The organism is Streptomyces sp. PSU-S4-23, from assembly GCF_055632315.1.
The window spans coordinates 7,630,267-7,657,046 of the sequence record NZ_JBVMUU010000002.1; the positions used below are offsets into that span (position 1 = coordinate 7,630,267).

Below are 26,780 nucleotides of genomic sequence, written 5' to 3' on the forward strand. Positions count from 1 at the left end.
CCTTGCGGGGCTGAACGCTGGAGTGGAGGAACGCGGAGCACCCCCAACGCCTCAGACCCGCAGGGCACTTCGGACAGGGAGGACCGTCATGACCGCCACCGGAACCGCCGCCGTACTCGACCGGGACGGTCTGGACGCCCTGGTGTCCGCGCTTGTGGCGCAGGGCCGGACCGTCGTCGGGCCGACGGTCCGTGACGGGGCGGTCGTACTGGCCGAGTTGTCGTCGGCGGCCCAACTGCCCTACGGCTGGGGTGCCGAGGCCGACGCCGGACGCTACCGGCTCCTCCCGCGCGAGGACGGGGCCGCCTTCGCGCACAGCGCGGGCCCGCAGTCCTGGAAGTCCTTCCTGCATCCGGCTCGCGAACGGCTGTGGAGTGCCGACCGGTCGCCGGAGGGCGACATCTCCTTCACCGCGGACGAGCCCGAGGCGCGGTCGTATGCCTTCCTGGGCGTCCGGCCCTGCGACCTGCGGGCCATCGCGGTCCAGGACCACGTGCTGACCGGCGGGCGGTATGAGGACACCCGCTACGGCGCGCGCAGGAGCCGTGCCCTGCTGATCGCCGCGGAGTGCACCGAGCCCGGCGCGAGCTGCTTCTGCGTGTCGGCGGGCGGCGGGCCCGCGGTCGGCCCCGGCTACGACCTGGCGCTGACGGAGGTGGTGGACGGGGACGGTCACCGGTTCCTGGTGCGTGTCGGCAGCGAGGAGGGTGCCCGGCTGCTGGAGGACGTGCCGCACCGCGTCGCCGACACGGCGACACAGATCGCGGCCCGCGCCTCGGTGGATGCCGCCCGCGACCGCATGGGCAGGGCGTTGCCCGCGGTCGACCTGCGGCAGCTGATGGGGGCGAGCCTGGACGCCGAACGCTGGGACGATGTCGCCGCTCGCTGCCTGACCTGCGGCAACTGCACGATGGTCTGCCCCACCTGCTTCTGCGCGACCACCGAGGAGGTCACCGACCTCACCGGTGACCACACCGAACGGTGGCAGCGTTGGGACTCCTGCTTCGACCTGGACTTCTCGTATCTGCACGAGGGACCGGTCCGCTCCTCGGGGCGGGCCCGCTACCGGCAGTGGCTCACCCACAAGCTCTCCACCTGGCACGAGCAGTTCGGCAGCTCCGGTTGCGTCGGCTGCGGGCGGTGCATCGCCTGGTGCCCTGCCGGCATCGACATCACCGAGGAAGTCGCCGCGTTGCGCACCGAACTCGAGACGGAGACGGAGCGATGACCCCCTCGATCACGCCGCGCATGACTCACGCCCTGCCACCCGGGCACCGGAACCGGCTCATGTACATCGCCGACTGTCCCGCGCCGGTGATCGAGACCCTCGGCCCGGGCGATCTCGTGGGCCGGTCCCGGCTGTTCGAACCGTATGTGTGGCAGCTGGGCGCCGAGGCCACGGCCCCGGTGCGGGCGGACGAGTTCGACGCCGTCGCCGTCGCCGCGCGTGCGATGTGCGACGACGACGCCGAGTTCGGCCGGGCGACGGGCCGCTGGGTCGGCCGGGTGCCGTCCCACCGGCCGAGCGCGGCCCGCGCCCGGCCGGTCGACCTGTACGGGGCCCACCCCAGCGGCGGTGCGCGATGACCGCAGTGCCGGTTCCCCACCTCGTCGTCGACCGCCGGCGGGAGACCGAGGAGTCGGTCACGCTGCGGCTCGAACCGGTGGCTCAGGCGCTGGCGGACTTCGCGCCGGGGCAGTTCGCGATGGTGCACTGCTTCGGCCGCGGCGAGATCCCCCTCTCGGTGAGCTCCGTCCAGGCCACGGGCGGTCTGGCCCACACGGTCCGCAGCGTGGGCGCGGTGTCCGAGGGCCTGTGCGCGGCTCGGGCCGGCGATGTCGTCGGGCTGCGCGGCCCGTACGGCACGAGCTGGGAGCTGGAGCGGGCCAGAGGCCGGGACGTCGTGGTGGTGGCCGGCGGCATCGGACTGGCCCCGCTGCGGCCGCTGATCCTGCGCGTGCTCGCCGAGCCGGAGGCGTTCGGCCGGTTCAGTGTGCTCGCCGGAGCGCGCACTCCGGGCGGCCTGATCGCCCGCGACGAGATCGGGCTGTGGCGGACGGCGTACACCGGGCTGACCGTCGACCGGCCGGACGCCGGCTGGGACGGGGATGTCGGCGTGGTGACCCAGCTCCTCGACCAGGCACCCTTCGAGCCGGGCGACGCCTGTGCCTTCGTCTGCGGCCCCGAGCCGATGATCCGCGCCGCCGGCCGCGAGCTCGCCCGCAGGGGAGTGGCCCCGGAGCGGATCCGGGTCTCGCTGGAGCGGAACATGCGCTGCGCGACCGGGCACTGCGGTCACTGCCAGCTCGGTCCCCTGCTGGTGTGCCGGGACGGGCCGGTCGTCGGCTGGGACCGCGCCGAACCCCTGTTGTCCGTAAGGGAGTTGTGATGGCGCCGACACTCGCCGTGTTCAAGCTTGCCTCCTGCGACGGCTGCCAGCTCACCCTGCTGGACTGCGAGGACGAACTCCTGGCACTGGCGGGCGAGGTGGAGATCGCGCACTTCCTCGAGGCGTCCAGTGCGGTGGCGCCCGGACCGTACGACCTGTCCCTGGTGGAGGGCTCGGTCACCACGGCCGAGGACGCCGAGCGGATCCGCACGATCCGTGCCGCCTCCCGCCACCTGGTGACGATCGGCGCGTGCGCCACCGCCGGCGGCATCCAGGCCCTGCGGAACTTCGCGGACGTCGACGAGTACCGCCGTACGGTGTACGCCCGTCCCGAGTACGTCTCCACGCTCGCCACCTCCACCCCCGTGTCGGCGCATGTGGACGTCGACTTCGAGCTGCGCGGCTGCCCCGTCGACCGGCGGCAGCTGATCGAGGTGATCAGCGCGTTCCTGGCCGGCCGCAAACCGGACGTGCCGGACCACAGCGTGTGCTTCGAGTGCAAGCGGCGCGGCGCGGTCTGCGTCACCGTCGCCCACGGCACGCCCTGCCTGGGCCCGGTCACGCACGCCGGATGCGGGGCGCTGTGCCCGGCGTACGGGCGAGGCTGCTTCGGCTGCTTCGGACCGTCCGGGTCGACGAACCTGCCCGCACTGATCCCGCTGCTGCGCCGCGACGGACTCGACGAGGACGCCGTGGACCGGTTCCTGCACACCTTCAACGCCGCCGCCTTCGAGAAGGAGTTGGGCAAGTGACGCACCGCGGATCCCGTGTGTTGCACGTCGGCTCGCTCACCCGGGTCGAGGGCGAGGGCGCCCTGCGCCTGCACGTCCACGACGGCACGGTCACCGAGGCACAGCTGAACATCTACGAACCGCCGCGCTTCTTCGAGGCGTTCCTGCGTGGTCGTTCGTACACCGAGCCACCGGACATCACGGCCCGGGTGTGCGGGATCTGCCCGGTGGCGTACCAGATGAGTGCCTGCGCGGCGATCGAGGACGCCTGCGGGGTGCAGGTCGATCCGGTGATCCGGGACCTGCGCAGACTGCTGTACTGCGGCGAGTGGATCGAGAGCCATGCCCTGCACATCTATCTGCTGCACGCGCCGGACTTCCTCGGCCGGGCGAGCGCGATCGAGCTGGCACGCACGCACCGGGCCGAGGTGGAGCGGGGTCTCAGGCTGAAGAAGGCGGGCAACTCCCTGATGGAGCTGCTCGGCGGCCGGGCCGTCCACCCGGTGAACGTGCGGCTCGGCGGCTTCCACCGGGCGCCGGCCCGCGAGGAACTCCAGCCGCTGGCCGAAGAGCTGAAGCGGGCCTTGGACGACGCATGGGCGACCGTGCGCTGGGTGTCCGGCTTCGAGTTCCCCGACGCGCACACCGACGCCGCCCTGCTGGCGCTGGCCGCCTCCGGCACGTACGCCATCGAGAGCGGCACGCCCGGCGTTCTGTGGGCCGGCGGCTCCACCGGTTCCTTCCCGGTGCACGACTTCACCGACCACGTCGCCGAGACCCACGTGGCGCACTCCACTGCGCTGCACTCCCGGCTCGACGGGCGCCTGCACCTCACCGGCTCGCTGGCCCGGTTCGCGATCAGCGGCCGGCTGCTGTCGCCGGTGGCACTGCAGGCAGCGGTCGAGGCCGGGCTGGGCGATCCGCGCGACGGGCTCGTGTGCCGCAATCCGTACAGGTCCATCCTGGTGCGGGCGGTGGAAACCGTGTACGCCGTCGACGAGGCGCTGCGCATCATCGACGCGTACGAGCCGCCCGCGCGCCCGTACACCGAGGTGCCGCCGGTTGCCGGCGTCGGGCACGGTGCCACCGAGGCGCCGCGCGGGCTGCTCTACCACCGCTACGCGATCGACGCCGACGGCATCGTCACCGGCGCCCTGCTGGTGCCGCCCACCGCGCAGAACCAGGGCGCGATCGAGGACGACCTCAGGCGCCTGGCCCAGCGCGCCATCGGCGATCACAACCCGGACGACGACGAGTTGGCGTCCCTGTGCGAGCGGGCGATCCGCAACCACGACCCGTGCATCTCCTGTTCCACTCATTTCCTCGACCTGACGGTCGTCCGCACCTCGGGAGACACCTCGGCGGGGGACACCACGGGAGGCTGCGATGCCTGAACCTCCGTACACCGTGAGCGATGTGATGACGCACACCGGCGGCGCCGCCGGCCGCGAGGCCCCGGTCGAGGAGGCCGTCCGGCTCATCGACCGGTGGAAGGTCGGCGCCCTGGCGGTCCTCGACGGTGAGGGACGGGTCATCGGGGTGGTGTCCGAGGCAGATCTGCCGCCCGGGGAGGAGTTCCGGGACGCCGACCACGCCGACGACTCCGCGGGCGAGCCCGCGGAGCGCGGCAAGGCGAGCGCGCCGACGGCGGGCGAACCGACGAGCAGCCCGGCCATGACCGCGCACGCGGACGCCTCGCTCGCCGAGGCAGCCCGCATCACGGCGCGCCGACATGTCGAACGGCTGCCCCTCGCGGACGGGACCGGCCTGCCGCAGGGCGTGGTGACCCTCGGCGACATCCTGCCGGATCGCACACGCGTGCCCGACCTCGCGCGGGCCGTGCGGGCGATGGAGGGGCTCATCGACATCAGGCTCGATCTGAGGCACCGATGAAGTACCTGGACGAGTACCGCGATCAGGCGCTGGCCCGGCACCTCCTCGACGAGCTGCGCCGCACAGCCACGCGGCCCTGGCGGATCATGGAGGTGTGCGGCGGCCAGACCCACACCCTGGTGCGGCAGGGCATCGACGAACTGCTGCCCGCCGGCATCCGTATGATCCACGGCCCGGGCTGCCCGGTATGCGTCACCCCGCTGGAGACGCTGGACCGGGCCATGGCCATCGCCGCCCGGGCCGGGGTGATCTTCACGAGTTTCGGCGACATGCTGCGCGTGCCGGGCTCAAACACCGATCTGCTGTCGCTGCGGGCGCGCGGCGCGGACGTACGCGTCGTCTACACGCCGATGGACGCCGTCCGGCTGGCCGCCCGGCAACCGGACCACGAGGTGGTGTTCCTGGCGGTCGGGTTCGAGACCACCGCGCCCGCCAACGCCATGGCGGTGCTGCATGCCGCCCGCCTGGGGCTCACGAACTTCTCGATGCTGGTCAGCCACGTCCTCGTACCACCCGCGATGACAGCGCTGCTCGACGACCCCGACTGCGAGGTGCAGGCATTCCTCGCGGCCGGGCATGTCTGCGCGGTGATGGGGTGGCGCGAGTACGAGCCGATCGCCGCCCGGTACCGCGTGCCGATCGTGGTCACCGGCTTCGAGCCGCTCGACCTGCTGGAGGGCATCCTCATGGCGGTGAGCCAGCTGGAGCAGGGCCGGTACACGGTGGAGAACCAGTATGTGCGGGCGGTGCGCCGCCTGGGGAACCAGCGAGCGCAGGAGGCGGTGGACGAGGTCTTCCACGTCACCGACCGGGCCTGGCGCGGCATGGGCGCGCTGCCCGGCAGCGGGCTCGAACTCACCGGGCGCTACGCGAGGTTCGACGCCTCGCGCCGCTTCGCCGTCGGCGATCTGCGCCCCGCCGAGGACCCGGAGTGCATCGCCGGCGCCATCCTGACCGGGGCCCGGCTGCCCACCGACTGCGCGGCCTACGGCACGCGCTGCACTCCCCGTCATCCGCTCGGCGCCCCCATGGTGTCCACCGAGGGAACCTGCGCCGCATTCCACGCCGCCGGCCGCACGAAGGAAGTGGCACCGTCATGACCCCCACATGCCCGACTCCCCACCATGAGGGCGACGTCGTCCTGATCGGTCACGGCGCAGGCGGCCGGCTGACCGCCGAACTCCTCGACACCCTGGTGCTGCCCGCCTTCGACCGCGCCCCCGGCCCGCTGGAGGACGCGGCCCTGCTGCCGGGCTACCGGGAGCTGGTCGTCAGCACCGACAGCTTCGTGGTGAGCCCCCTGTTCTTCCCCGGCGGGGACATCGGCTCCCTCGCCGTGCACGGCACGGTCAACGACCTCGCCATGCGGGGCGCCCGGCCCCTCGCCCTGTCCGTCTCCCTCATCGTGGAGGAGGGGCTGCCGCTCGCCGAACTGCGCTCCGTTCTGGACTCGCTGGGCAAGGCCGCCCAGGCCGTCCGCGTTCCTGTGATCACCGGGGACACCAAAGTCGTGGGCCGGGGCGCCGCCGACAAGCTGTTCATCAACACCACCGGCATCGGGCAGCGGCACGGCTCGCTGCACCCTTCCGCAGCGCTGGCCCGTCCCGGCGACGCGGTGCTGCTGTCCGGCCCGATCGGGCTGCACGGCACCACCGTGCTCTCCACCCGCGAGGGCCTGGGCTTCGAGGCCGACATCGCCTCCGACACCCGCCCCCTGCACCGCCTGGTCGGCGCCCTGGCGCCGCTCGGCGAGCACGTCCACACGCTGCGCGACCCCACCCGCGGCGGACTCGCCGCCGCCCTGGGCGAGATCGCCCGCGACTCGTCCGTCGCCGTCGAGATCGACGAACACGCGCTGCCCGTACCGGAGGCCGTCGCCGCCGCCTGCGACCTGCTCGGCCTCGATCCCCTGGTCGTCGCCAACGAGGGCTGCCTGGTCGCCTTCATCGCCCCGTCGGCGGCCGACGAGGCGCTCGCCGCGATGCGCTCGGTCCCCGAGGGGCGGGACGCGGTCCGGATCGGTGACGTCCTGCCGGACGGGCCGGCCGGCCGGGTGACCCTGCGCACGCTGGTCGGGGCGCGGCGCGTGGTGGACATGCCGCTGGGCGAGCAACTGCCGCGCATCTGCTGACCGCCGGGGGAACCGATACGGCCTCATCGGCGCCCCTGCATGGGTCCCCAGGCTCTCCTCATGGGCCGTTCGGCCTCTGCGGAGGGCATCCGTCCGGGCGGTAGGACGGTACTGGGAGACACCCGGGAGGAGAGCACTGTGTTCCAGGTACGCATCCATGGCCGCGGAGGCCAGGGCGCCGTCACAGCAGCGGAGTTGTTGTCGGTGGCGGCGTTTCTGGAGGGTCGCCATGCGCAGGCCTTCCCCAGCTTCGGCTCGGAGCGCACCGGGGCTCCGGTCGTGGCGTTCTGCCGCATCGACGACCGGCCCATCCGAGTGCGTGAGCCCGTCACCGTGCCGGACGCCCTGGTGGTCCAGGACGCGACGCTGCTGCACCAGGTGAACGTCTTGGAAGGCCTGCGGCCCGGTGGAGCCGTGCTGATCAACTCACCGAGGTCCATAGAGGCGTTGGGGCTCGCAGCGATCGCGCCACGCGGCCGCGCCGTCACCGTGCCCGCCACCGCCCTCGCCCTGCGCCATGTCCGGCGGCCGGTGCCGAACGCCGTCCTGCTGGGCGGCCTCGCCGCGCTCACGGGGTGCGTGGCCCTCGACTCGCTCACCGCCGCGATCCGTGAGCGCTTCCCCGGCGGACTGGGGACCGCCAACGCCGCGGCAGCCCTGGAGGCGTACGACCACGTCGGCGCCCGGATAAAGGAGTTCGCCCGTGCTCAAGCAGACTGAGGGCTCGCGCGCGGTCGCCGAGACGGTGGCGTACTGCCGGCCCGAGGTGATCGCCGCCTACCCCATCTCGCCGCAGACACACATCGTCGAGGAGCTCAGCCGCCTGGTGAAGTCCGGCGCGCTGGAACCGTGCGAGTACGTCAACGTCGAGTCGGAGTTCGCCGCGATGTCGATGTGCATAGGAGCCTCGGCGGCGGGCGCCCGCGCCTACACGGCGACCGCCAGCCAGGGCCTGCTGTACATGGTGGAGGCCCTCTACAACGCCTCCGGACTCGGCCTGCCCATCGTCATGACGGTCGCCAACCGGGCCATCGGCGCACCCATCAACATCTGGAACGACCACAGCGACACCATGTCGCAGCGCGACTCGGGCTGGATCCAGCTGTACGCCCGCGACAACCAGGAGGCCGCAGACCTGCATCCTCAGGCGTTCCGGCTGGCCGAGGAAGTGTCGCTGCCGGTGATGGTGTGCATGGACGGCTTCGTCCTCACCCACGCCTGGGAGCGCGTCGAGGTGCCGGAGCAGGCGCAGGTCGACGCGTTCCTGCCGCCGTACGAGCCCCGCCAGGTCCTCGACCCCGGCGAGCCGGTGTCGATCGGCGCGATGGTCGGCCCGGAGGCCTTCACCGAGGTGCGCTATCTGGCGCACGCCAAGCAGACGCAGGCGCTGGAGGCGATCCCGCGCATCGCCAGGGAGTTCCAGCAGGTCTTCGGGCGTGACTCGGGCGGGCTGGTGCACCCGTACGCCTGCGAGGACGCCGAGACGGTCGTCGTGGCGCTGGGCTCGGTGCTGGGCACGGTGTGCGACGTCGTCGACGAGATGCGCGAAGGCGGGGTGCGGATCGGGGCCCTGGGGATCACGTCGTTCCGGCCGTTCCCGCTCGAAGAGGTACGGGCCGCTCTCGGGGGCGCGCGCCGGATCGTCGTCCTGGAGCGCGCCCTCGCGGTCGGCATCGGCGGGATCGTCTCGGCGAACGTACGCACCGCGCTGTCCGGCATCCACCTCGACGGGCACACCGTGGTAGCCGGGCTCGGCGGCCGGGCGATCACCAAGGCGTCGCTCCACCGGCTGTTCGGCGACGCGATCGCCGGGCGGCTCGGGCAGCTGACGTTCCTGGATCTGAACACCGACCTGGTGGAACGGGAGTTGGCGAGGATGGCGCAGAACCGGCGGTCCGGGCCGTCCGCGGAGAACATGCTGCGCGACATGGGGAGCAACCGATGAGTGCCGCGCAGCAGGTCAGGTTCTACCAGGTCGGCAGCTTCGCCGCCGGAAACCGGCTGCTGGGACCGGAGCTGCAGTCCGACCAGGCCGACCCGGGGCGGGCCAACGCGCTCACCTCCGGCCACCGCGCCTGCCAGGGCTGCGGCGAGGCGCTCGGCGCCCGCTACGTCCTGGACGCGGCGCAGCGGGCCGCGGGCGGCAGGGTGATAGCGGTCAACGCCACCGGCTGCCTTGAGGTGTTCTCCACCCCGTATCCGGAGACCTCCTGGCAACTTCCCTGGCTGCACTCGCTGTTCGGGAACGCGCCCGCCGTCGCAGCGGGAGTCGCGGCCGCACTGCGTGTCAAGGGCCGCACGGACGTCCGGGTGGTCGGGCAGGGGGGCGACGGCGGCACCGTCGACATCGGGCTCGGCTGTCTGTCCGGCATGTTCGAACGCAACGACGACGTGCTGTACGTCTGTTACGACAACGAGGCGTATATGAACACCGGTGTACAGCGTTCCGGGGCCACTCCTCCGACCGCCCGAACGGCCACCACGCATGCCGTCGGCGAGGAGCCGGGCGCCCCGTTCGGGCAGGGCAAGAGCCTGCCGCTGATCGCGATGGCGCACGAGATCCCGTACGTCGCCACGGCCACCGTCGCCGGGCTGCGCGACCTGGAAGCGAAGGTGCACCGGGCGATGGGGATGCGCGGCGCCCGCTACCTGCACGTGCTGGTGCCCTGCCCACTCGGCTGGGGCACGGCGTCCTGCGACACGGTGCGCGTCGCGCGGCTGGCCGAACAGAGCGGTCTCTTCCCGGTGTTCGAGGCCGTCGACGGTGAGGTGACCGACGTCACACCGATCCGGCGGCGGGTGCCGGTCGAGGAGTACCTGCGTCCGCAGAAGCGCTACGCGCACCTCTTCGAACCCGAGCCGCGCACCGATGCCATCGCCCGCATCCAGCGCGCCGCCGACCGCAACATCGCCCGCTTCGGGCTGCTGGGGAGTCCTCCCGGCCGGAGGCCGGGGGAGTACGAGGAGGCCCCGTCGTGAAGGACAAACCGTTCGCGATCACCCTGGATGTCGGCTCCAGCCTGGCCAACCGGACCGGCGCCTGGCGCACCGAGCGTCCCGTGTACGTCGACCGGATGCCGCCGTGCAATCAGGCGTGCCCGGCCGGCGAGAACATCCAGCAGTGGCTCTACCACGCGGAGAGCGGCGACTACGAGTCGGCCTGGCGGCAGTTGATGCGGGACAACCCGCTGCCGGCGGTGATGGGCAGGGTCTGCTACCACCCGTGCGAGACGGCCTGCAACCGCGTGCAGGTCGACGACGCCGTGGGCATCAACGCCGTCGAGCGGTTCCTCGGGGACGAGGCGATCAAGCGGGGCTGGACCGTGGCGGCACCGCCGGTGTCCTCGGGCAAGCGCGTCCTGGTCGTCGGCTCCGGTCCGGCCGGCCTGTCGGCGGCGTACCATCTGCGGCTGCTCGGCCACGAGGTCACGATCCGTGAGGCCCAGGAGCGGCCCGGCGGCATGATGCGCTACGGCATTCCGCGTTACCGGCTGCCGCGCGAGGTCCTGGACGCGGAGACCGACCGCATCCTCGCCCTGGGTGTCGTGCTGGAGACGGGCGCCCGGGTGGACGACGTGCTCGCCGCACAGCGGGACGGCGGCTTCGACGCGGTCTTCCTGGCGGTGGGTGCGGGCATCGGCCGACGTACCTCCATCCCGGCGGGGGACAGCGCCCGCATCCTCGACGCGGTCGCGCTGCTCGGCAGTATGGAGGGCGGAAGCCCACCGCTGCTAGGCCGCAGGGTCGCGGTCTACGGCGGCGGCAACACCGCCATGGACGCCGCCCGCACGGCCCGCAGGCTCGGCGCCACCGATGCCGTCGTGGTCTACCGGCGCACCCGGGACCGCATGCCCGCCCACGACGTCGAGGTGACGGAGGCGCTGGAGGAGGGCGTGCGGATGAAGTGGCTGTCCACGATCAAGCATGCCGACGGCGGCCGGATCACCATCGAGCGGATGCGGCTCGACGAATCCGGATTTCCGCAGCCGACGGGCGAGTTCGAGGAACTGGACGCCGACACGGTGGTGCTCGCGCTCGGCCAGGAGTCCGACCTGTCCCTTCTGGACCAGGTGCCGGACCTGACCGTCGACCACGGCATGGTCCGGGTCGCCGACGGTCTGATGACGGGGCATCAGGGCGTTTTCGCCGGGGGCGACATGGTGGCCGGGGAGCGCACCGTCACCGTGGCCGTCGGGCACGGCAAGAAGGCCGCACGGCACATCGACGCCTACCTGCGCGGCGCGGCGTACGAGCCCGGACCCAAGCACGATCCCGCCGGTTTCGACCGCCTCAACACCTGGTACTACTCCGACGCCCCGGCCGCCGTCCGGCCACAGCTCTCGGTGGCCCGGCGCGTATCGACGTTCGACGAGGTGGTGCAGGGACTGAACGAGTCCACCGCCCTCTTCGAAGCCAGGCGCTGCATGTCCTGCGGCAACTGCTTCGAGTGCGACAACTGCTACGGCGTCTGCCCCGACAACGCCATCACCAAGCTGGGCCCCGGCAAGGGCTTCGCGATCGACCTGGACTACTGCAAGGGGTGCGGGCTGTGTGCGGCCGAGTGCCCCTGCGGCGCCATCGACATGGTGCCCGAGCAGGACTCCGGCGGCTGAGGACCGGGGTCAGGCTCCCGCGTCGGCGCCCCCGCGCCGGTGGCGCGTGGCTCGTCTCGCCGGCCACGGGAGCGGCATGGGCGTGGCGGGTGCTCTCGTCCTCTTGGCGGAGGGACGCTTGTGAGGACGTGCCGCATGTGCGGCGTGCCGCATCGGCCCGACTGCCCATGATGCTGGCACGATGCTTCCCAGTGGCCGAGCAGGTGCGGGGCCACTGGTGGATGACGTCGCGGCGCGGAGCCCGAGTTGTCGATCTTGGTCGGCAGGTCCCGTGCGTCCCAGGTCCGGCTGGTGGTGCCGAGCGGCGTGGCGCTCACGCAAGGCGCCCGGCGGGGCTCCCCGGCGGGGGCGCGAGGTGATCACGAAGGTACGCGTTCGCGTGGGGGGTGGCGCCGCGCCCGAATCGGCCAATTTTTTCCTAGAATCTGCCCGCGAACCAAACCTTGCGGCCATTTTCGCATCCTACCTAAAATAGTTTCGCTGCTTGGCGTGGTAAGCGAAAGATCTTTTGTGAACGGCTATCGAGGGTAGGTGCCCCGTGACGATTGCTGCTGTGTCGACGGTCCACCCGGACGAGGTGCACGAGAGGCTCCGCCGCCATGTGCTGACCGACGGCTTCAAACTTGTGCTCGACCCCCTCGCCAGTCGCGGCTCGTGGATCGTCGATGCGCGCACCGGTGAGAAGTTCCTCGACCTCTACTCGTTCTTCGCGTCCGCTCCGCTGGGGCTCAACGCGCCGGGCATCGTGGACGATCCCGCGTTCATGACCCTGCTCGCGCAGGTGGCGGCGAACAAGCCCGCCAACCCCGACATCTACACCACGCACTACGCCGAGTTCGTCGAGACGTTCGCCCGCGTGCTGGGCGATCCCGACCTGCCGAGACTGTTCTTCGTCGAGGGAGGGGCGCTCGCCGTCGAGAACGCGCTCAAGACGGCGTTCGACTGGAAGAGCCGCCACAACGAGGCCGCGGGCCGCTCGCCCGAGCTCGGCACCCAGGTGCTCCACCTGCGGCGGGCGTTCCACGGCCGCAGCGGCTACACCCTCTCGCTGACCAACACCGAGCCCAACAAGACGGCCCGCTTCCCGAAGTTCGACTGGCCGCGCATCGACGTACCCGCCGTGCGGTTCCCCCTCGACCACCACCTTGCCGAGGTCGAGGAGGCCGAGCGGCGGGCTCTCGAACAGGCGCGGCGAGCGTTCGAGGACAACCCGCACGACATCGCCTGCTTCATCGCCGAGCCGATCCAGGGCGAGGGGGGCGACAACCACATGCGCCCGGAGTTCCTGCAGGCGATGCAGGCGCTCTGTCACGAGTACGACGCGCTGTTCGTGCTCGACGAGGTGCAGACCGGGGTGGGAATCACCGGCACCACCTGGGCCTACCAGCAACTCGGTCTCGAGCCGGATATCGTCGCCTTCGCCAAGAAGGTCCAGCTCGGCGGCATCATGGCCGGCCGCCGCGTCGACCAGGTTCCCGACAACGTCTTCCAGGTCTCCGGGCGCATCAACTCCACCTGGGGCGGCGGGCTGGTCGACATGGTCCGGGCACGCCGCATCCTGGAGATCATCGAAAGGGACGACCTGGTGGCCCATGCCGCTGCCGTGGGATCGTGGTTCCTGGCCGAACTACGTGATCTGGAAGTCCGGCACGCACCGGTGGCGTCCAACTCGCGGGGGCGCGGACTGATGAGCGCCGTCGATCTGCCCGACAGCGGCGTCCGCGACGAGGCGGTACGCCGGTTGCGCACCGAGGAGCAGGTGATCGCGTTGCCGTGCGGTGAGCGTTCGGTGCGCTTCCGCCCTGCCCTGTCCATCACGCAGGAAGAGCTCGGGATCGCCCTACGGGCCCTCGACCGGATCCTCGCCGGTCTGCACTGACCCCCGTACCAGCAGACAAGGAGCAAAGTCATGGCCCGTTCCGTCGCCTCGATCGTTGCCGGCCGCATGGTCGCCGGCGCTCCCGGCGGGACTCTTCAGCGCCCCAATCCCGGTCGTACCGCCGAGCTGGTCTCCGAGGTCTCGCTCGGCGACGCCTCGACGTTCGTCGAGGCCGCCAAGGCCGCGAAGGCGGCGCAGCGGTCCTGGGCTGACATCCCGGCACCGGTGCGCGGATCCGCGATCGGCAAGATCGGCCGGCTCGTCGAAGCCAACAAGGACCGGCTCGCCCGCATCGTGACCGAGGAGATCGGCAAACCGTTCGCAGAGGCACTCGGCGAGGTCCAGGAGATCATCGACACCTGCGACTTCTTCCTGGGCGAGGGCCGCCGGCTGTACGGGCAGACGGTGCCCTCGGAGATGCCCGACAAGCAGCTGTTCACCTTCCGCAACCCGGTCGGCGCGGTTGCGGTGATCACCGCGGGCAACTTCCCGGTGGCCGTGCCGGCCTGGTACCTCGTGCCCGCGCTCGTGACCGGCAACACCGTCGTATGGAAGCCCGCCGAGTACGCCGCCGCGAGCGCCAAGGCCCTCTTCGAGCTGTTCGTGCGCGGAGGCGGCCTGCCCGACGGCGTGCTCAACCTCGTACTCGCCGACGGAGAGCAGACCTACGCCGGTCTGGAGGCATCCCTCGAGGCCGGGCTGGTGGACAAGGTCGGTTTCACAGGGTCCACGCTGGTCGGTCAGAAGATCGGCGCCCTGTGCGGAAGCCATCTGCAGACCCCGTGCCTGGAGCTGGGCGGCAAGAACCCTCAGGTGGTCACCCCGAGCGCAGACCTCGACCTGGCGGTGGAGGGGGCGCTGTTCTCGGGATTCGGCACCGCGGGGCAGCGCTGTACCTCCCTCGGGACGCTCATCGTGCACGAGTCGGTGAAGGAGGACTTCCTCGCCCGCTTCGACGCCGCATGCCGCGCGGCCCGGATCGGCGACGCGTTCGAGGACGTTCTCTACGGTCCGATGCTCGACGAGCGGTTCGCGCAGCGCTACGAGACCTTCCTCCGCTGGATCAAGGACCACCACCGGACGTACGGCTCCGACGGCATCGGGCGGATCACGGCCGGCAACCCGCGCAAGGGCTTCGTCGGGAACCCTGACGCGGGCATCTTCTACCACCCGGTGATCGTCGACGGAGTGCGCCGCGACGACGACCTGTTCCTCACCGAGACCTTCGGCCCCATCGTCGGAGTCACTGCCTACCGGGACTTCGACGAGGCCCTCGAGCTCGCCAATGCCCACGGCTACGGCCTGTCCGCCGCGATCTACACCACGGATCCGCACGAGGTGTGGACGTTCCGGCGCGGCATTTCCGCGGGCATGGTCAGCGTCAACAACACCACCTCCGGGGCCGAGGCGCACCTTCCGTTCGGCGGCAACGGCAAGTCGGGCAACGGCAGCCGCCAGTCGGGGCAGTGGGTGCTCGACCAGTTCACCCGCTGGCAGTCCATGAACTGGGACTACTCCGGCCGTCTGCAGAAAGCGCAGATGGACGTGGCCACGCTCGAGCCCGACATGGCCTTCCGCCTGTGAACGGCGTCGAGGACCTGGACCGGCACTTCCGCGAGGCGGTGGCCGGCCTCCGGGCTGCCGCCCGCGCTGCCGGCCCCGGGCCGGCAGGCGGTGCTGCGGATTCCGGGCCGCTCGCCGGGAGCACGGACGCGGCGATCCAGCCGCACCCCTGCGCACTGGACACCCGTACCGCACTGGACCTGTTCGACGCCCAACTGGAGAGCCGGCACGCCGACGCCGCTGCGCGCTGGATGCAGCAGCAAGGCCGTGGCTACTACACCATCGGATCGAGCGGGCACGAAGGCAACGCCGCGGTCGCCCTCGCGTTGCGCCCCACCGACCCGGCGTTGCTGCACTACCGGTCCGGCGCCTTCTACTGCGCCCGCGCCCGGCAGGCCGGCGGCGTCGATGCGGTCAGGGACATGCTGCTGGGGGTGGCCGCCGCGGCCGACGAGCCGATCGCCGGTGGACGGCACAAGGTGTACGGGCGCCGCGAACTGGCCGTCATCCCGCAGACGTCGACCATCTCCTCCCACCTGCCACGGGCAGTCGGGGTGGCGTGGAGCATCGCCCGCGCCAAGCGGCTCGGGGCCGAGTGCGCCTGGCCCGCGGACGCCGTCGTCTGCTGTTCCTTCGGTGACGCCTCGGTCAACCACTCCACGGCGGCAGGCGCCGTCAACAGCGCCTGCCACACGGCCTACCAGGGCCTCCCGATGCCGGTGTTGTTCGTCTGCGAGGACAACGGCCTGGGAATCAGCGTGCCGACACCGCGTGACTGGGTGCGGCGCGCCTACGGCAACCGGCCGGCTCTCGCCTACTTCGCCGCGGACGGGTGTGATCCGTCAGCCGCCTTCGACGCCGCGTGCGAGGCGGTGGCCCATGTACGCAAGAGCCGGCAACCCGCGTTCCTGCATCTGTCGATGGTGCGATTCCTCGGCCATGCGGGCTCGGACGCCGAAGCCGCCTACCGGATGCCGTCCGAAGTCGCCGCGGATCTGCAACGCGACCCGCTGCTGGCCACGGCCCGGCTGCTCACGACGGCCGGCGTCCTCACCCGGCAGCAGGTTCTCGAGCGGTACGACGAGGTGGCCGGCCGGGTGTTCGCCGTTGCCAAGGAGGCCCTCGAAAGCAAGCCCCTGACCACCGCCGCGGAGATCGCCGCACCCATCGCCCCCCGCCGTCCCGACCTCGTGGCGGTTGCGGCACGCCGTACGAGCGAACCACCCGCCGTGCCCGTGGGCGAGCCCGTCACCGTCGCCCAGGCCATCACCCACACACTCGCCGACCTGCTCGGCGGCCACCCGGAGATGGTCGTCTTCGGCGAGGACGTCGGCCGCAAGGGCGGGGTCTACGGTCTGACCCGGGGATTGCAGCGCCGTTTCGGCAGCGCTCGGGTCTTCGACACCCTGCTCGACGAGCAGGCCATCCTCGGCCTCGCGCTGGGGGCGGGACTGTCCGGACTGCTGCCGGTGGCAGAGATCCAATACCTTGCGTACCTGCACAACGCCGAAGACCAACTGCGCGGCGAGGCCGCCACGCTTCAGTTCTTCTCCCAGGGCCGGTACCGCAACCCCCTCGTGGTCCGCGTCGCCGGCTACGGCTACCAGCGCGGGTTCGGCGGTCACTTCCACAACGACAACGCTCTCGGCGTCCTGCGTGACATTCCCGGTCTGGTCATCGCCTCCCCGTCCCGCCCCGACGACGCCGCCGCGATGCTGCGCACCTGCGTGGCGGCCGGCAAGGTGGACGGAACGGTCAGCGTTTTCCTCGAGCCGATCGCGCTCTACCACACGCGCGATCTCCACGCGGAGAAGGACAACGGCTGGCTCGCCCCGTACCCGTCACTCGCACACCACGTACCGATCGGCCGGGCACGCACCTACGGCACAGGCGCGGACCTGACCCTGGTGACATTCGGCAACGGCCTGCCCGTCTCGCTCCGGGCCGTACGCCGGCTGGAGCAGCAGGGCATCACGTGCCGGGTCGTCGACCTGCGCTGGCTGGCACCCCTGCCGGTCGACGACCTGCTGCGCGAAGCACGTGCGACGGGACGCGTCCTCGTGGTCGACGAGACCCGCCGCACGGGAGGAGTGTCCGAGGGAGTCGTCACCGCCCTGGTCGATGCCGGATTCACCGGCGCCGTCCGGCGGGTCGCCAGCGCGGACAGCTTCGTCCCGCTGGGAAACGCGGCGCAGTTGGTGCTCGTGTCCGAGTCCGACGTCGAGCGCGCCGCCGGCGAGCTGCTCTCGGCGGGCCCGCCCGCTCACCGGTGACGGTTGCGCCGGTTTCTTCACCGTTCCGCGCGCAACGCTGGCGCAGGAGCGCCAATATGCCTGGTCAGAGGGCATCGACGCCACTCACCTTCCAGCCGTCGGAGGTGCGCGTGAGCGTCAGTCGCACCCGGTTCAGGTCCAGCCGGGGCTCCGGGACCCGGGTGCTCTGGGTGACCTGGTTGACGAAGAGCAGGACGACGGCCTTGTCCGGTGCGGCCGACACGACGGACGCAGCCCGGGTGCCGCCGTCGGAGGGCGTGGCCACGGTCGCCTTCACCACGCCGTGGTACGTCGTCGCTGTCGGCGCGACCACCGTCTTCGTCGTCCTTCCGTACTGGTCGCGGAAGTGCCCGGTCAGCAGGGCGCGGGCCCGGGCGAAGTCCCGGTCCAGGTGCCGGTAGTCGTACGACAGCACGACCGGTGCCGCCTTCCGCGCGGCCGCGAGGGCCTCGCCCCGGGCCTGCTCCGCCTGTCGCCCCTGCCGGTACTGCCACCCGAGGACGGCGGCCACGACCAGGGCCGTCACGAGGACGAGGCCCAGCACCGCGGTGAGCACGCTCCGTCCGACGCTGCGCGAGGGCGCGCTCTCCTCCAGCTCATCCTCGAAGGGCTCGGGCTCGGGCTCGGGCGCGGGCTCGGGCTCCGGCGGGTCGTCCCAGCCGTTCGCCGGGGGCTCGACGAGCAGGGTGCGCCCGGCGATGGCTTCCCCTTCCCGGCGCGCGGCGCGCTTGGCCGCCGCGCGGGCGGCCGCGGTCATGGTGCGGCGGGCCGGGGAGCCGGTGCCGCGGGTGCGGGAGGTCGGGTTCGCCACGGTGTCTCTCCTCATTGACGGCCTCACGGTCAGGTCAGCCCACGAACGTGACATCGGAGGTCAGCCAGCGGCCGGCCACGCGCACGAGGTCGAGCTGGAGCCGGTAGGTGCGCGCCTGGCCCTCGGGCGCCGCGGTGTTGGTCACCTTGCTGTCGGCCACGACCAGGACCCGGGCCGAGCGCGCGTCGGACCGCACGATGCCCGCTTCCAGGACCTGCCCCTCGGACACCGACTTGTTCTGGGCGACGAGCTTCGTCAGCTGCGCGGTCTGCGCGGCGAACTGCTTCTTGAAGTCGCCGGTGGCGCCCTGCAGCACGGTGCGGCTGTCCCGGTCGTAGTGCCGGTAGTCCAGCGAGGTGAAGTTCAGCGCCGACTGGCGGGCCGCCGCCAGGATGTCCTGACGGCGCTGCTCCGCCGCGCGCTGGTCGGCCAGCTTCAGGCCCAGCCAGACACACAGCACGGTCGTCAGCACGGTCGCGGCGACGAGGCCTGCCGACAGCAGCCTCGCCCGGCGCCCTGTCACGCCATCGGTCCCACGAGCAGCCATTGCCACGACTCCTTTCCGAACACGGTCTGTTCGCCGCCCGTCGAGCCGATCTCGACGGGCGTTCCGTCCGGGCCGGTCACGGTGCCGGTCTCCGGGTCGTACGGGGCCACGAACGCGGCCCGGCCGGCGCCGTGCCGACCGGTGGCCGGGCCGGGCGCGTTATGGGCACCGCGCACCGAGGTCTTGCTGCCGCGCGGTGCCGTGCAGCGCGCGCCGGTGTTCGCCGGGCGCGTGCCGGTGTCGGCGGGGTCGCGCCGCCGGGTGCCGTAGCCCTGGGTGCACGCGGGCGGGTCGTCGGCGTTCACGGTCAGCCCGAAGTGGGCGGTGCCGTCGCCGGGGATGACCGTGTAGCTGCCCGCGACCGTGAGCGGGAGCGTGACCAGGGCCTGTTCGACGCCCGGCAGCCGGGCCAGGGTGATCTGGCCGCCGCTGATGAGGTTGGCCAGCAGGACCGGTACGTGCGGCCGGGTGGACTTCAGCAGGGAGTCCACCTGCCGGGCGGCGGGCGCGGTGTTGCCGATCAGCCCGCGCAGATCGCCGTCGCTCGACTTCAGCTGCTCGGTGAGCGTGGCCAGGTCGCGGGAGAACGACTTGACGGCCGAACCCTGGTCGGCCTGTGTCTTGAGCACCTTCCGCGAGTCCTCGATCAGCGAGACCGTCTGGGGAAGGGACCCGGATGCCGATTCCACCAGCGCGTTGCCGGAGTCCACCAGCCGGCTCAGGTTCGGTCCGGTGCCGGCGAAGGCCTTGCCCAACTCGTCCACGGTGACCCGCAGATCGTCCTTGCCGACCGAGTTGACCAGCCGGTCGAGGCTGAGGACCAGGTCGGTGACCGGCAGCGGGGTCCGGGTGCGGCTGCGCGGGATCGGGCTGCCGTCCATGAGGTACGGCCCGCCCGACCGCCGCGGCTGGAGGTCGACGTACTGCTCGCCCACCGCCGAGCGGTCGGCGACCACCGCGAGCGTGTCGGCCGGGATCCTCGGGGCGCCGTCCTCGATCTTCAGCGCCACCGAGACCCCGGACCCGGTCAGCCGCAGATCGCCTACGCGTCCCACCGGCACGCCTCGGTAGGTGACCTCGGCGCCGGGGAAGACGCCCCCGGACTCGGCGAAGTCGGCGCGCACCGTGTACCCGCGGTGCAGGACGTCGTCCACGAGGCCCGTGTACCGGGCGCCGACGTACGACACCCCGAGGGCGGTGACGGTCGCGAAGGCGAGCAGCTGGGCCCTGACCGTACGTGTGATCACGGCATCATCCCCTTCAGCATCAGCTCGGCGAGGCCGAGATCGATCCCGGGCGGGAGGCGACGCGAGCCGCTCCCGGTGCTGTGGGCCGCGGTGCACACAGGCGGGCACAGCAGGGTGCTGCCGCCGGAGGGCGTCGAGGGCACGGCGGGTGCGGAGGGCACGGGGCGCACGGACGGGGTGCCCGGCAGGGACGGGACGGACGGGAGCGGGGCGGGAGTGGGGAGGCCGGGAAGGTGCGGGGACCCGGGGGCCGGGGACTTCCCGCCCTTGCCCGGCTGGCCGGCCACGTTGCCGTACAGGTCCGCCAGGTCGAGGTCGGCGGTGATCTTCAGGTTGACGTAGTCGCCCTTGACGGCGTCCGCCGCGTTGCGCGGGAACGGGTAAGTGGTGAGGAGCTCAAGGGAGTTGGGCAGGTCGTCGCCCGCCTTGTCCAGCTCCTGCAGGATGGGCCGGAGCTTCTTCAGGTTGGCGACGGTGTCGTCGCGGGAGGCGTTCACCACCCTGGTGCCGGTCTTGCCCAGTGCTGACAGGGCGGTGAGCATCCTCGTCAGGTCCCTGCGCTGGTCGGCGAGTGCCTTCAGAGCGGGCGGCATGGTGTCGACGGCCAGGGCGATCGTCTTCTTCTCGTTCTTCAGCCGCTTCGCCAGCCGGTCGACGCCCTTGAGCGCGCGCACGATCTCCGCCCGCTGGCCGTCGAGGCCGCCGAGGAACGTGTCGAGCTGCTTCAGCAGGGACCTGACCCGGTCCTCGCGGCCGCCGAGGGCCTTGTTCAGCTCGACGGTGATCGTCTTCAGCTGGGCCACCCCGCCGCCGTTGAGCAGCGCGGACAGGGCCGACAGCACCTCCTCGACCTCCGGGTTGCGGCCGCTGCGGGACAGCGGGACGAGGTCGCCGTCGTGGAGCCGTCCGACGGGCGCGGTGCCGGCCGGCGCGGACAGGGCGACGTACTTCTCGCCGAGCATGCTCGTCTGCCTCAGGTCGGCGACCGCGTTGCCGGGCAGCTTCACCGAGTCGGCGATGCGCAGCCGTACCCGCGCGTGCCAGCCGTCCAGTTCGACCTTCTCGACCGTGCCCACGGTGACGTCGTCGACCTTGACCGCCGACTGCGGCACCAGGTCCAGGACGTCCCGGAACTCGACGGTGACGTGGTAGGCGTGGCCGTCCGAGGCGGCGCCACCGGGGAGCGGGACGTCGTACCAGCCGTTGAACTCGCAGCCGGTCAGCAGCAGCGAGCCGGTCGCCGTCCAGGCGGCCACCCGCCCCAAGCGCTTCGTGCTCATGCCGGTGCCCCCAGGATTCCGCCGAGGGTCTTGTCGACCGTCCCCGTCGGCGCGGTGGCCGACGGCACCTCGGGCAGGGAGTCGAAGAGCTTCTTCAGCCCGGCGCAGTCGTCGTGGTCGTCTCCGGTCGTCTTCAGGACCGAGCAGAGCAGCGACGACGGATCCTGGGGGGCTTGCGCGTTGTTGCGGGTGTCGAGGGTGCCGGCAGCGGGGTTGTAGGCGTTCTGCAGGTTCGACAGGCCCGTGGGGGCGACGGTCAACAGCTCCTCCAGTGCGGCCCGTTGGGTGACGAGGACCTTGGTGACCTTGGCCAGGCCCTGCACGTCCGAGGCCAGCGCCTTCTTGTTGCCCTTCACGAAGCCGGCCACGTCGCCGAGTGCGGCGGCCAGGTACTTCAGCGCGGCGGCGAGGTCCTTGCGCTCCCCGGCCAGCTGCCCGGCCACGTCGGCGAGGTCGGTGTTGAACGACCGCACGCTGGTGTCGTCCGCCGCCAGCGCGGCCGTGAACACCTGAAGGTTCCGTACGGTCCCGAACAGGTCGCCGCGCCCGTCGGACAGCGTGGTGACCGCCGAGGACAGGTCGTCCACCGTCTGGTTGAGGTTCCGGCCCTGCCCTCGGAGGTTGTCCGCGCTCACCCCGAGCAGCCGGGACAGCGAGCCCTGCTTGTTGGCGCCGTTCGGGCCGAGCGCCCCGGCGGTGGTGTGCAGGCTGTCGAAGATCCGGTCCAGCTCGACGGGGACGGCGGTACGGGACTCGGGGATGACGTCTCCGTCCCGCATGACCGCGCCCCCGCGGTACACCGGCAGCAGCTGCACGTAGCGGTCGCTGACCACCGAGGAGTTGACGATGGCGGCCTGTGCGCCGGCGGGGACCTTGCGCCCCCGGTCGTACTCCAGCTCCACCCGAACCCGGTCGCCCTCCGGCGTGATCTTCCCGACCTCGCCGATGCGGACGCCGAGGACGCGGACGTCGGAGCCGGGGTAGATGCCGACGGTGCGCGGGAAGTACGCCGTGACGCGGACGGGACCGGGGCCCGGCCAGAGGACGAAGGCGAGGCCGGCGACGACCGCGAGCGCGGTGAACAGGGCCAGGAGTCTGCGGGTCATCGGGTGCCTCCCGTCCGTGGCGTGACCGGGGCGGCGACCAGGTTCTGGACGTAGGAGTCGAACCACCGGCCGTTTCCGAGGGCGTTGGTGAAGAGCCGCACGTAGGGGGCGAGGAGCTGGACGCTGCGGTCGAGGCTCGCCTGGTTGCGTTCGAGCATCTTCAGGAAGGTGTTGAGGTTCTTCAGTGCGGGCCCGATCTCCTTGCCGTTGTCGTCGACCAGGCCGGACAGCTCGATGCCCAGCAGTGCGGAACTCTTGAGCAGGGTGTGGATCGCCGCGCGCCGGTTGCCGATCTCCTTGAACAGCGCGTCACCGTCCTTCACCAGCGCGGAGAAGTCCTCGGTGTGACGGGCCAGCACCTTGGTGACCCCGTTGGCATGGTCGAGGAGCCCGCGCAGCGCCCGGTCACGGGAGGCGACGGCCCGGGAGATCCGTGACAGTCCCTTGATCGACGCCCGCACCTCCCCGGGGGAGTCCTGGAAGGTGAGGGAGATGGTGTCCAGCGCCTTCGCGAGCCGGTCCGTGTCGACCGCCTCGGTGGTGGTCGTCAGGTCGCTGAATGCCTGGACGACGTCGTACGCCGACACGGTCCGGCCGAGCGGGATCTCGCTGCCCGGCTTCAACCGGCCGGGCCCCTTCGGGTACAGGGCCAGGTACTTCGCGCCGAGGATCGTCTTGACGCGGATCGCCGCGCCCGTGTCGGTGCCGAACCCGGGGTGGTCCTTCACCTTGAAGGTGACCTTGACGTGGCTGCCGTCCAGGTCGACGCCCTCGACCTTGCCGACCTTGACCCCGGCGATCCGTACCTCGTCGCCCGGTTTGAGCCCGCCGGCCTCGGAGAAGGCCGCGCTGTAGGTGTCGCCGCCGCCGATCAGCGGCAGGCTGTCGGCGTTGAAGGCCGCAACGGTGAGCAGCGCGAGGACGGTGAGGCCGGCGGCGCCCACGACGACCGGGTTGCTCCCCCACTGCCCGAAAGGCGTGGGAGGTGCCCCCACGCGGAAGGGCTTCAGGCGTGGGTGCTTGAGCCGGATCCTGGGCAGCTTCGGCGGCAGGACGCGCACCTTGACCAACGGCTGGGGGCGGGGCTTGCGCTTCGGCAGCAGCCGGGGGAGTCTCGGCAGCCTCGGCGGCAGGACCCGTACCTTCACCAGCGGTTCAGGACGGCGCTGCCGTAGGACACGCGGTCTCATCGGCCGCACCTCGCCCGTGCCACGTGCAGGTCCGGGGTGATCACCTGCTTGGTCTTCGGCAGCACGATCCGGCCGTCGAAGTCGCAGAGGTAGAAGTTGAACCAGGAGCCGTACGACGCCGTCCCGGTCAGCTCGTTGAGCTTGTTCGGCAGACGTTTCAGGACGCCCTCCACGGTGTGCTCGTTCTTGTTCAGCGTTCCGGTGAGATCGCCGAGCCCGGCGATGTCGTCCTTCAGCGGTGGACGCGCGTCCTCCAGCAGCCCCGACGTGACGTCGGTGAGGTCGCCGATGCTCTCCAGCGACTCCCCGATGGGCTTGCGGTCGGCGGCCAGCCCCGAGACCACCCGGCGCAGCTGTGTGAGCAGCCCGGAGAAGCGGGCGCCGCGCTTGTCGAGCGTGTCCAGGACGGTGTTGAGGTTGTCGACCACCGAGCCGATCAGCTTGTCGCGGTCGGCGAGGGTGGTGGTGAGGGAGGCCGTGTGCGCGAGGAGGCTGTTGACCGTGCCGCCCTCGCCCTGGAGGGTCTGGACGATCTCGGTGGCGAGCTGGTTGACGTCGCTCGGGCTGAGCGCGGCGAACAGCGGCTTGAAGCCGTTCAGCAGGGCGTTGAGGTCCAGCGCCGGCTGGGTCCGGGACAGCGGGATGGTGCCGCCCGGCCGCAGCCGGGCGGCGGCGTCGCCGGGGCCCTCGGTGAGCGCGATGTACCGCTGCCCGACCAGGTTGCGGTAGCGGACGACCGCGTGGGTCCCCGCGAGCAGCGGCCGGTCCGCGCTGACGGTGAACGTGACCTCCGCCAGGGTCCGGTCCTTGACCCGGATGCCCTCGACCTCTCCGACCCGCACTCCGGCCACGCGGATGTCGTCGCCGGTCTCCAGCCCGGTGACGTCGGTGAACACGGCGTGGTAGGTGTCCTTCGGGGTGAAGGAGATGTTGACGATGGTGGCGGCGAGCAGCGCCGTCGCCGCGATCGTGACCAGTGCGAAGAGGCCGAACTTGACCAGCGGGGCGGCGGTCTGCCGGGCTGCTGACCTGCTCATGCGACACTCACCGCCGTCCCGCGCACGAGCGGACCGAACAGCAGGGTCGCGGCGGGCGGCACCTGGTCGGCGGGGACGCCCATGACGGGGGCCACGAGCGAGCCGACGGCCCGCTGCTCGGCCCGGGTGGCGGACACGTTGACACCGCCGGGGAGTGCGCCGCCGGAACCTCCGGACGACGTGCCGTCACGGAGACGGGGTTTCGGGCCGGGCACCTGAGGATGCGGCAGGCCACGGCAGTTCGGGCCGGACCGCTCGCCGTACACCGGCTCCTCACCAGGCTGGTACGCCCCCTGCGGCCGGACGACCTCGAGGGTGATCCGCATCTCGCCGCCTCGGAACGCGTCCTCCGATGCCTTCTCCTGCCGGACCAGCCCCTGCAACAGGCACGGGTACTCGGGGGAGTAGCGGGCGAACAGCTCCAGCGTGGGGCGGGAGACCCGGCCCAGGGTGATCAGCCGGTCGCCGTTCTCGGACAGGAAGCCGTTCGCCGTGTCCGCCACGGAAGCGGTCGAGCGGAGGGCGGCGGCCAGCCGGTCCTTCTTGTCGACGATCGTGCGGCTGGTGGTGACCGTGTTGCGCAGGATCCGCATCAGGTCGGGCGCGGCGTCGCCGTACACCTCGGCGACGTCCGCGAACCGCGAGATGTCCTCCTTGAGGGAGGGCATGTGCGGGTTGAGACGGCGCAGATAGCCCTCGACCCGGGTGAGGTTGTCACCGATCCGGTCGCCGCGGCCCTCCAGCGCTGTGGCGAACGCCGAGAGCGTGGCGTTGAGCTCACCCGGCTGGACCGTGCGCAGCAGCGGCAGCAGATCGTTCATCAACTGCTGCACCTCGATGCCGACCTTCGTGCGGTCCTGGGTGATGACGTCTCCGGCGCGGATGGGCCGAGCCGAGGACCGCGCAGAGCGCGGGGGCGGGACCAGGTCGACGTACTTCTCGCCGAACAGCGTCTTGGGCAGCAGGCGGGCGTGCACGTCCGAGGGGATGTACGGGATGTACCGGGGATCGAGCGCGATGTCGAGCGTGGCCTTCGTGCCGTCCGCGTGCACCTCGCGCACCTCGCCGACCAGCAGCCCGCGCAGCTTGACGTCGGCGCGTGGATCGAGCTGGTTGCCGAGGGTGTCGGCCTCCAGGGTGATGGGCACGACGGACGTGAACGCCTGCTGGTAGACGGCCACCGCGAGCGACAGCAGCAGCGCGAGCACGGCGAGGAAGGCGATGCCGTACAGCCTGAGTCTCATTCTGTGCAAGCGCACCGCTCTCACCCCGCTATCCGTACGGTCGTGGTGGCGCCCCAGATCGCAAGGCTCAGGAAGAAGTCCAGGACGTTGATGGCGACGATCGAGGTCCGCACCGCACGGCCCACCGCGACGCCGACGCCCGCCGGGCCGCCGCTCGCGTGGTAGCCGTAGTAGCAGTGCACCAGGATGATCAGCACGGCGAAGACGATCACCTTGCCGAAGGACCAGAACACGTCGACGGGCGGCAGGTACTGGTGGAAGTAGTGGTCGTACGTGCCCGTCGACTGCCCGTAGTAGCCGGTGGTGATGGTGCGGGCGGCCAGGTACGAGGACAGCAGCCCGATCACGTACAGCGGGATCACCGCGACGAAGCCGGCGATCATCCTCGTCGTCACCAGGAACGGCAGCGACGGGACGCCCATCACCTCCAGCGCGTCGGTCTCCTCGCTGATCCGCATCGCGCCGAGCTGCGCGGTGAACCCTGCGCCGACCGTCGCGGACAGGGCGAGCCCGGCCACCAGCGGGGCGATCTCCCGGGTGTTGAAGTACGCCGACAGGAACGCCACGAAGTTGGAGGTGCCGAGCTGGTTGAGGGCCGCGTAGCCCTGAAGGCCGACCTCGGTGCCGGTGAAGAAGGACAGGAACGCGATCACGCCGACCGTGCCGCCGACGACGGCGAGCGCGCCGCGCCCGAAGCTCACCTCGGCGAGCAGCCGCAGGATCTCCTTCTTGTAGCGGCGCAGGGTGCGGCCCGTCCACCTGAGCGAGCGCCCGTAGAAGGACAGTTGGGCGCCCAGCTCTTCGAGTGAGCGCACGGGGCGATCGAGGACATTCCGGGGTCTCAT

24 protein-coding genes are annotated in these 26,780 nt (G+C 71.6%); 15 read left to right on the forward strand and 9 right to left on the reverse strand.

What is annotated here, in order from left to right; all coding sequences use genetic code 11:
• Positions 1-88 precede the first annotated feature (88 nt).
• From ACZ79I_RS34520 to ACZ79I_RS34590, 15 genes are all read left to right on the forward strand, one after another.
• Positions 89-1,228, forward strand: a complete 1,140-nt coding sequence (locus ACZ79I_RS34520) for a 4Fe-4S dicluster domain-containing protein (protein WP_471502836.1) — start codon at positions 89-91, stop codon at positions 1,226-1,228.
• Positions 1,225-1,587 carry a regulator gene (locus tag ACZ79I_RS34525; RefSeq protein WP_471502838.1) on the forward strand — a complete coding sequence of 121 codons (363 nt, stop codon included), beginning with the start codon at positions 1,225-1,227 and terminating at the stop codon, positions 1,585-1,587. The genes ACZ79I_RS34520 and ACZ79I_RS34525 overlap by 4 nt, the downstream gene beginning before the upstream one ends.
• Positions 1,584-2,390, forward strand: coding sequence for an FAD/NAD(P)-binding protein (locus ACZ79I_RS34530; RefSeq protein WP_471502840.1), 807 nt, complete (start codon positions 1,584-1,586; stop codon positions 2,388-2,390). The genes ACZ79I_RS34525 and ACZ79I_RS34530 overlap by 4 nt, the downstream gene beginning before the upstream one ends.
• On the forward strand, positions 2,390-3,142 hold the full coding sequence (locus ACZ79I_RS34535; RefSeq protein WP_471502842.1) for an NADH-quinone oxidoreductase subunit B family protein: 753 nt from the start codon (positions 2,390-2,392) through the stop codon (positions 3,140-3,142). Before ACZ79I_RS34530 ends, ACZ79I_RS34535 begins: the two co-directional genes overlap by 1 nt.
• Complete coding sequence (locus tag ACZ79I_RS34540; RefSeq protein ID WP_471502844.1) at positions 3,139-4,515, forward strand: Ni/Fe hydrogenase subunit alpha; 1,377 nt, start codon at positions 3,139-3,141, stop codon at positions 4,513-4,515. The genes ACZ79I_RS34535 and ACZ79I_RS34540 overlap by 4 nt, the downstream gene beginning before the upstream one ends.
• Complete coding sequence (locus ACZ79I_RS34545) at positions 4,508-5,014, forward strand: CBS domain-containing protein (RefSeq protein ID WP_471502846.1); 507 nt, start codon at positions 4,508-4,510, stop codon at positions 5,012-5,014. The genes ACZ79I_RS34540 and ACZ79I_RS34545 overlap by 8 nt, the downstream gene beginning before the upstream one ends.
• Entirely contained in the window at positions 5,011-6,114 is a 1,104-nt protein-coding gene (gene hypD, locus ACZ79I_RS34550; protein ID WP_471502848.1) for a hydrogenase formation protein HypD, read from the forward strand. Before ACZ79I_RS34545 ends, hypD begins: the two co-directional genes overlap by 4 nt.
• On the forward strand, positions 6,111-7,145 hold the full coding sequence (hypE, locus tag ACZ79I_RS34555; protein ID WP_471502850.1) for a hydrogenase expression/formation protein HypE: 1,035 nt from the start codon (positions 6,111-6,113) through the stop codon (positions 7,143-7,145). Before hypD ends, hypE begins: the two co-directional genes overlap by 4 nt.
• A gap of 138 nt (positions 7,146-7,283) precedes the next feature.
• A complete protein-coding gene (locus tag ACZ79I_RS34560) occupies positions 7,284-7,865 on the forward strand; it encodes a 2-oxoacid:acceptor oxidoreductase family protein (protein ID WP_471502852.1) in 582 nt (193 codons plus the stop codon).
• Positions 7,849-9,090 (forward strand): pyruvate ferredoxin oxidoreductase, encoded by a 1,242-nt coding sequence (gene porA / locus ACZ79I_RS34565; RefSeq protein WP_471502854.1) that lies wholly within the window; start codon positions 7,849-7,851, stop codon positions 9,088-9,090. The genes ACZ79I_RS34560 and porA overlap by 17 nt, the downstream gene beginning before the upstream one ends.
• A complete protein-coding gene (locus ACZ79I_RS34570; RefSeq protein WP_471502856.1) occupies positions 9,087-10,124 on the forward strand; it encodes a thiamine pyrophosphate-dependent enzyme in 1,038 nt (345 codons plus the stop codon). The genes porA and ACZ79I_RS34570 overlap by 4 nt, the downstream gene beginning before the upstream one ends.
• Positions 10,121-11,758, forward strand: coding sequence for an NAD(P)-binding protein (locus ACZ79I_RS34575; RefSeq protein ID WP_471502858.1), 1,638 nt, complete (start codon positions 10,121-10,123; stop codon positions 11,756-11,758). Before ACZ79I_RS34570 ends, ACZ79I_RS34575 begins: the two co-directional genes overlap by 4 nt.
• Before the next feature lie 538 nt (positions 11,759-12,296).
• On the forward strand, positions 12,297-13,637 hold the full coding sequence (gene lat / locus ACZ79I_RS34580; RefSeq protein ID WP_471502860.1) for an L-lysine 6-transaminase: 1,341 nt from the start codon (positions 12,297-12,299) through the stop codon (positions 13,635-13,637).
• A gap of 30 nt (positions 13,638-13,667) precedes the next feature.
• Complete coding sequence (locus tag ACZ79I_RS34585) at positions 13,668-15,221, forward strand: aldehyde dehydrogenase family protein (protein WP_471502861.1); 1,554 nt, start codon at positions 13,668-13,670, stop codon at positions 15,219-15,221.
• Positions 15,218-17,473, forward strand: coding sequence for a thiamine pyrophosphate-dependent enzyme (locus ACZ79I_RS34590; protein WP_471502863.1), 2,256 nt, complete (start codon positions 15,218-15,220; stop codon positions 17,471-17,473). The genes ACZ79I_RS34585 and ACZ79I_RS34590 overlap by 4 nt, the downstream gene beginning before the upstream one ends.
• A 64-nt stretch (positions 17,474-17,537) precedes the next feature.
• Here the strand turns inward: ACZ79I_RS34590 and ACZ79I_RS34595 are convergent, their stop codons facing one another.
• From ACZ79I_RS34595 to ACZ79I_RS34635, 9 genes are read right to left on the reverse strand one after another with little or no spacing between them, the layout of a single operon-like run.
• Positions 17,538-18,284, reverse strand: a complete 747-nt coding sequence (locus ACZ79I_RS34595) for a hypothetical protein (protein WP_471502865.1) — start codon at positions 18,282-18,284, stop codon at positions 17,538-17,540.
• A gap of 34 nt (positions 18,285-18,318) precedes the next feature.
• Positions 18,319-18,831, reverse strand: coding sequence for a hypothetical protein (locus ACZ79I_RS34600; protein WP_471502867.1), 513 nt, complete (start codon positions 18,829-18,831; stop codon positions 18,319-18,321).
• Complete coding sequence (locus tag ACZ79I_RS34605; protein ID WP_471502869.1) at positions 18,804-20,078, reverse strand: MCE family protein; 1,275 nt, start codon at positions 20,076-20,078, stop codon at positions 18,804-18,806. Before ACZ79I_RS34605 ends, ACZ79I_RS34600 begins: the two co-directional genes overlap by 28 nt.
• Entirely contained in the window at positions 20,075-21,358 is a 1,284-nt protein-coding gene (locus ACZ79I_RS34610) for an MCE family protein (RefSeq protein WP_471502871.1), read from the reverse strand. The genes ACZ79I_RS34605 and ACZ79I_RS34610 overlap by 4 nt, the downstream gene beginning before the upstream one ends.
• Positions 21,355-22,464 (reverse strand): MCE family protein, encoded by a 1,110-nt coding sequence (locus ACZ79I_RS34615; RefSeq protein WP_471502873.1) that lies wholly within the window; start codon positions 22,462-22,464, stop codon positions 21,355-21,357. Before ACZ79I_RS34615 ends, ACZ79I_RS34610 begins: the two co-directional genes overlap by 4 nt.
• Positions 22,461-23,654 (reverse strand): MCE family protein, encoded by a 1,194-nt coding sequence (locus ACZ79I_RS34620; protein ID WP_471502874.1) that lies wholly within the window; start codon positions 23,652-23,654, stop codon positions 22,461-22,463. The genes ACZ79I_RS34615 and ACZ79I_RS34620 overlap by 4 nt, the downstream gene beginning before the upstream one ends.
• Positions 23,651-24,691 (reverse strand): MCE family protein, encoded by a 1,041-nt coding sequence (locus ACZ79I_RS34625; RefSeq protein WP_471502876.1) that lies wholly within the window; start codon positions 24,689-24,691, stop codon positions 23,651-23,653. The genes ACZ79I_RS34620 and ACZ79I_RS34625 overlap by 4 nt, the downstream gene beginning before the upstream one ends.
• The gene (locus ACZ79I_RS34630; RefSeq protein WP_471502878.1) at positions 24,688-25,935 is read right to left on the reverse strand and encodes an MCE family protein; all 1,248 of its coding nucleotides are present in this window, start codon (positions 25,933-25,935) and stop codon (positions 24,688-24,690) included. The genes ACZ79I_RS34625 and ACZ79I_RS34630 overlap by 4 nt, the downstream gene beginning before the upstream one ends.
• 20 nt (positions 25,936-25,955) lie before the next feature.
• Positions 25,956-26,780: an MlaE family ABC transporter permease gene (locus ACZ79I_RS34635; protein WP_471502880.1), complete on the reverse strand. Its 825-nt coding sequence runs from the start codon at positions 26,778-26,780 to the stop codon at positions 25,956-25,958.

What these genes read in the sequence shown, in the direction of transcription:
- ACZ79I_RS34570 (WP_471502856.1), top strand. Translation starts at nt 9,087, where the DNA reads ATGAGTGCCGCGCAGCAGGTCAGGTTCTACCAGGTCGGCAGCTTCGCC.
- ACZ79I_RS34545 (WP_471502846.1), top strand. Translation starts at nt 4,508, where the DNA reads ATGCCTGAACCTCCGTACACCGTGAGCGATGTGATGACGCACACCGGC.
- ACZ79I_RS34520 (WP_471502836.1), top strand. Translation starts at nt 89, where the DNA reads ATGACCGCCACCGGAACCGCCGCCGTACTCGACCGGGACGGTCTGGAC.
- ACZ79I_RS34530 (WP_471502840.1), top strand. Translation starts at nt 1,584, where the DNA reads ATGACCGCAGTGCCGGTTCCCCACCTCGTCGTCGACCGCCGGCGGGAG.
- ACZ79I_RS34635 (WP_471502880.1), bottom strand. Translation starts at nt 26,780, where the DNA reads ATGAGACCCCGGAATGTCCTCGATCGCCCCGTGCGCTCACTCGAAGAG.
- hypD (WP_471502848.1), top strand. Translation starts at nt 5,011, where the DNA reads ATGAAGTACCTGGACGAGTACCGCGATCAGGCGCTGGCCCGGCACCTC.
- hypE (WP_471502850.1), top strand. Translation starts at nt 6,111, where the DNA reads ATGACCCCCACATGCCCGACTCCCCACCATGAGGGCGACGTCGTCCTG.
- ACZ79I_RS34630 (WP_471502878.1), bottom strand. Translation starts at nt 25,935, where the DNA reads ATGAGACTCAGGCTGTACGGCATCGCCTTCCTCGCCGTGCTCGCGCTG.
- ACZ79I_RS34525 (WP_471502838.1), top strand. Translation starts at nt 1,225, where the DNA reads ATGACCCCCTCGATCACGCCGCGCATGACTCACGCCCTGCCACCCGGG.
- ACZ79I_RS34620 (WP_471502874.1), bottom strand. Translation starts at nt 23,654, where the DNA reads ATGAGACCGCGTGTCCTACGGCAGCGCCGTCCTGAACCGCTGGTGAAG.
- ACZ79I_RS34535 (WP_471502842.1), top strand. Translation starts at nt 2,390, where the DNA reads ATGGCGCCGACACTCGCCGTGTTCAAGCTTGCCTCCTGCGACGGCTGC.
- ACZ79I_RS34585 (WP_471502861.1), top strand. Translation starts at nt 13,668, where the DNA reads ATGGCCCGTTCCGTCGCCTCGATCGTTGCCGGCCGCATGGTCGCCGGC.
- ACZ79I_RS34625 (WP_471502876.1), bottom strand. Translation starts at nt 24,691, where the DNA reads ATGAGCAGGTCAGCAGCCCGGCAGACCGCCGCCCCGCTGGTCAAGTTC.
- ACZ79I_RS34600 (WP_471502867.1), bottom strand. Translation starts at nt 18,831, where the DNA reads ATGGCTGCTCGTGGGACCGATGGCGTGACAGGGCGCCGGGCGAGGCTG.
- ACZ79I_RS34615 (WP_471502873.1), bottom strand. Translation starts at nt 22,464, where the DNA reads ATGACCCGCAGACTCCTGGCCCTGTTCACCGCGCTCGCGGTCGTCGCC.
- ACZ79I_RS34610 (WP_471502871.1), bottom strand. Translation starts at nt 21,358, where the DNA reads ATGAGCACGAAGCGCTTGGGGCGGGTGGCCGCCTGGACGGCGACCGGC.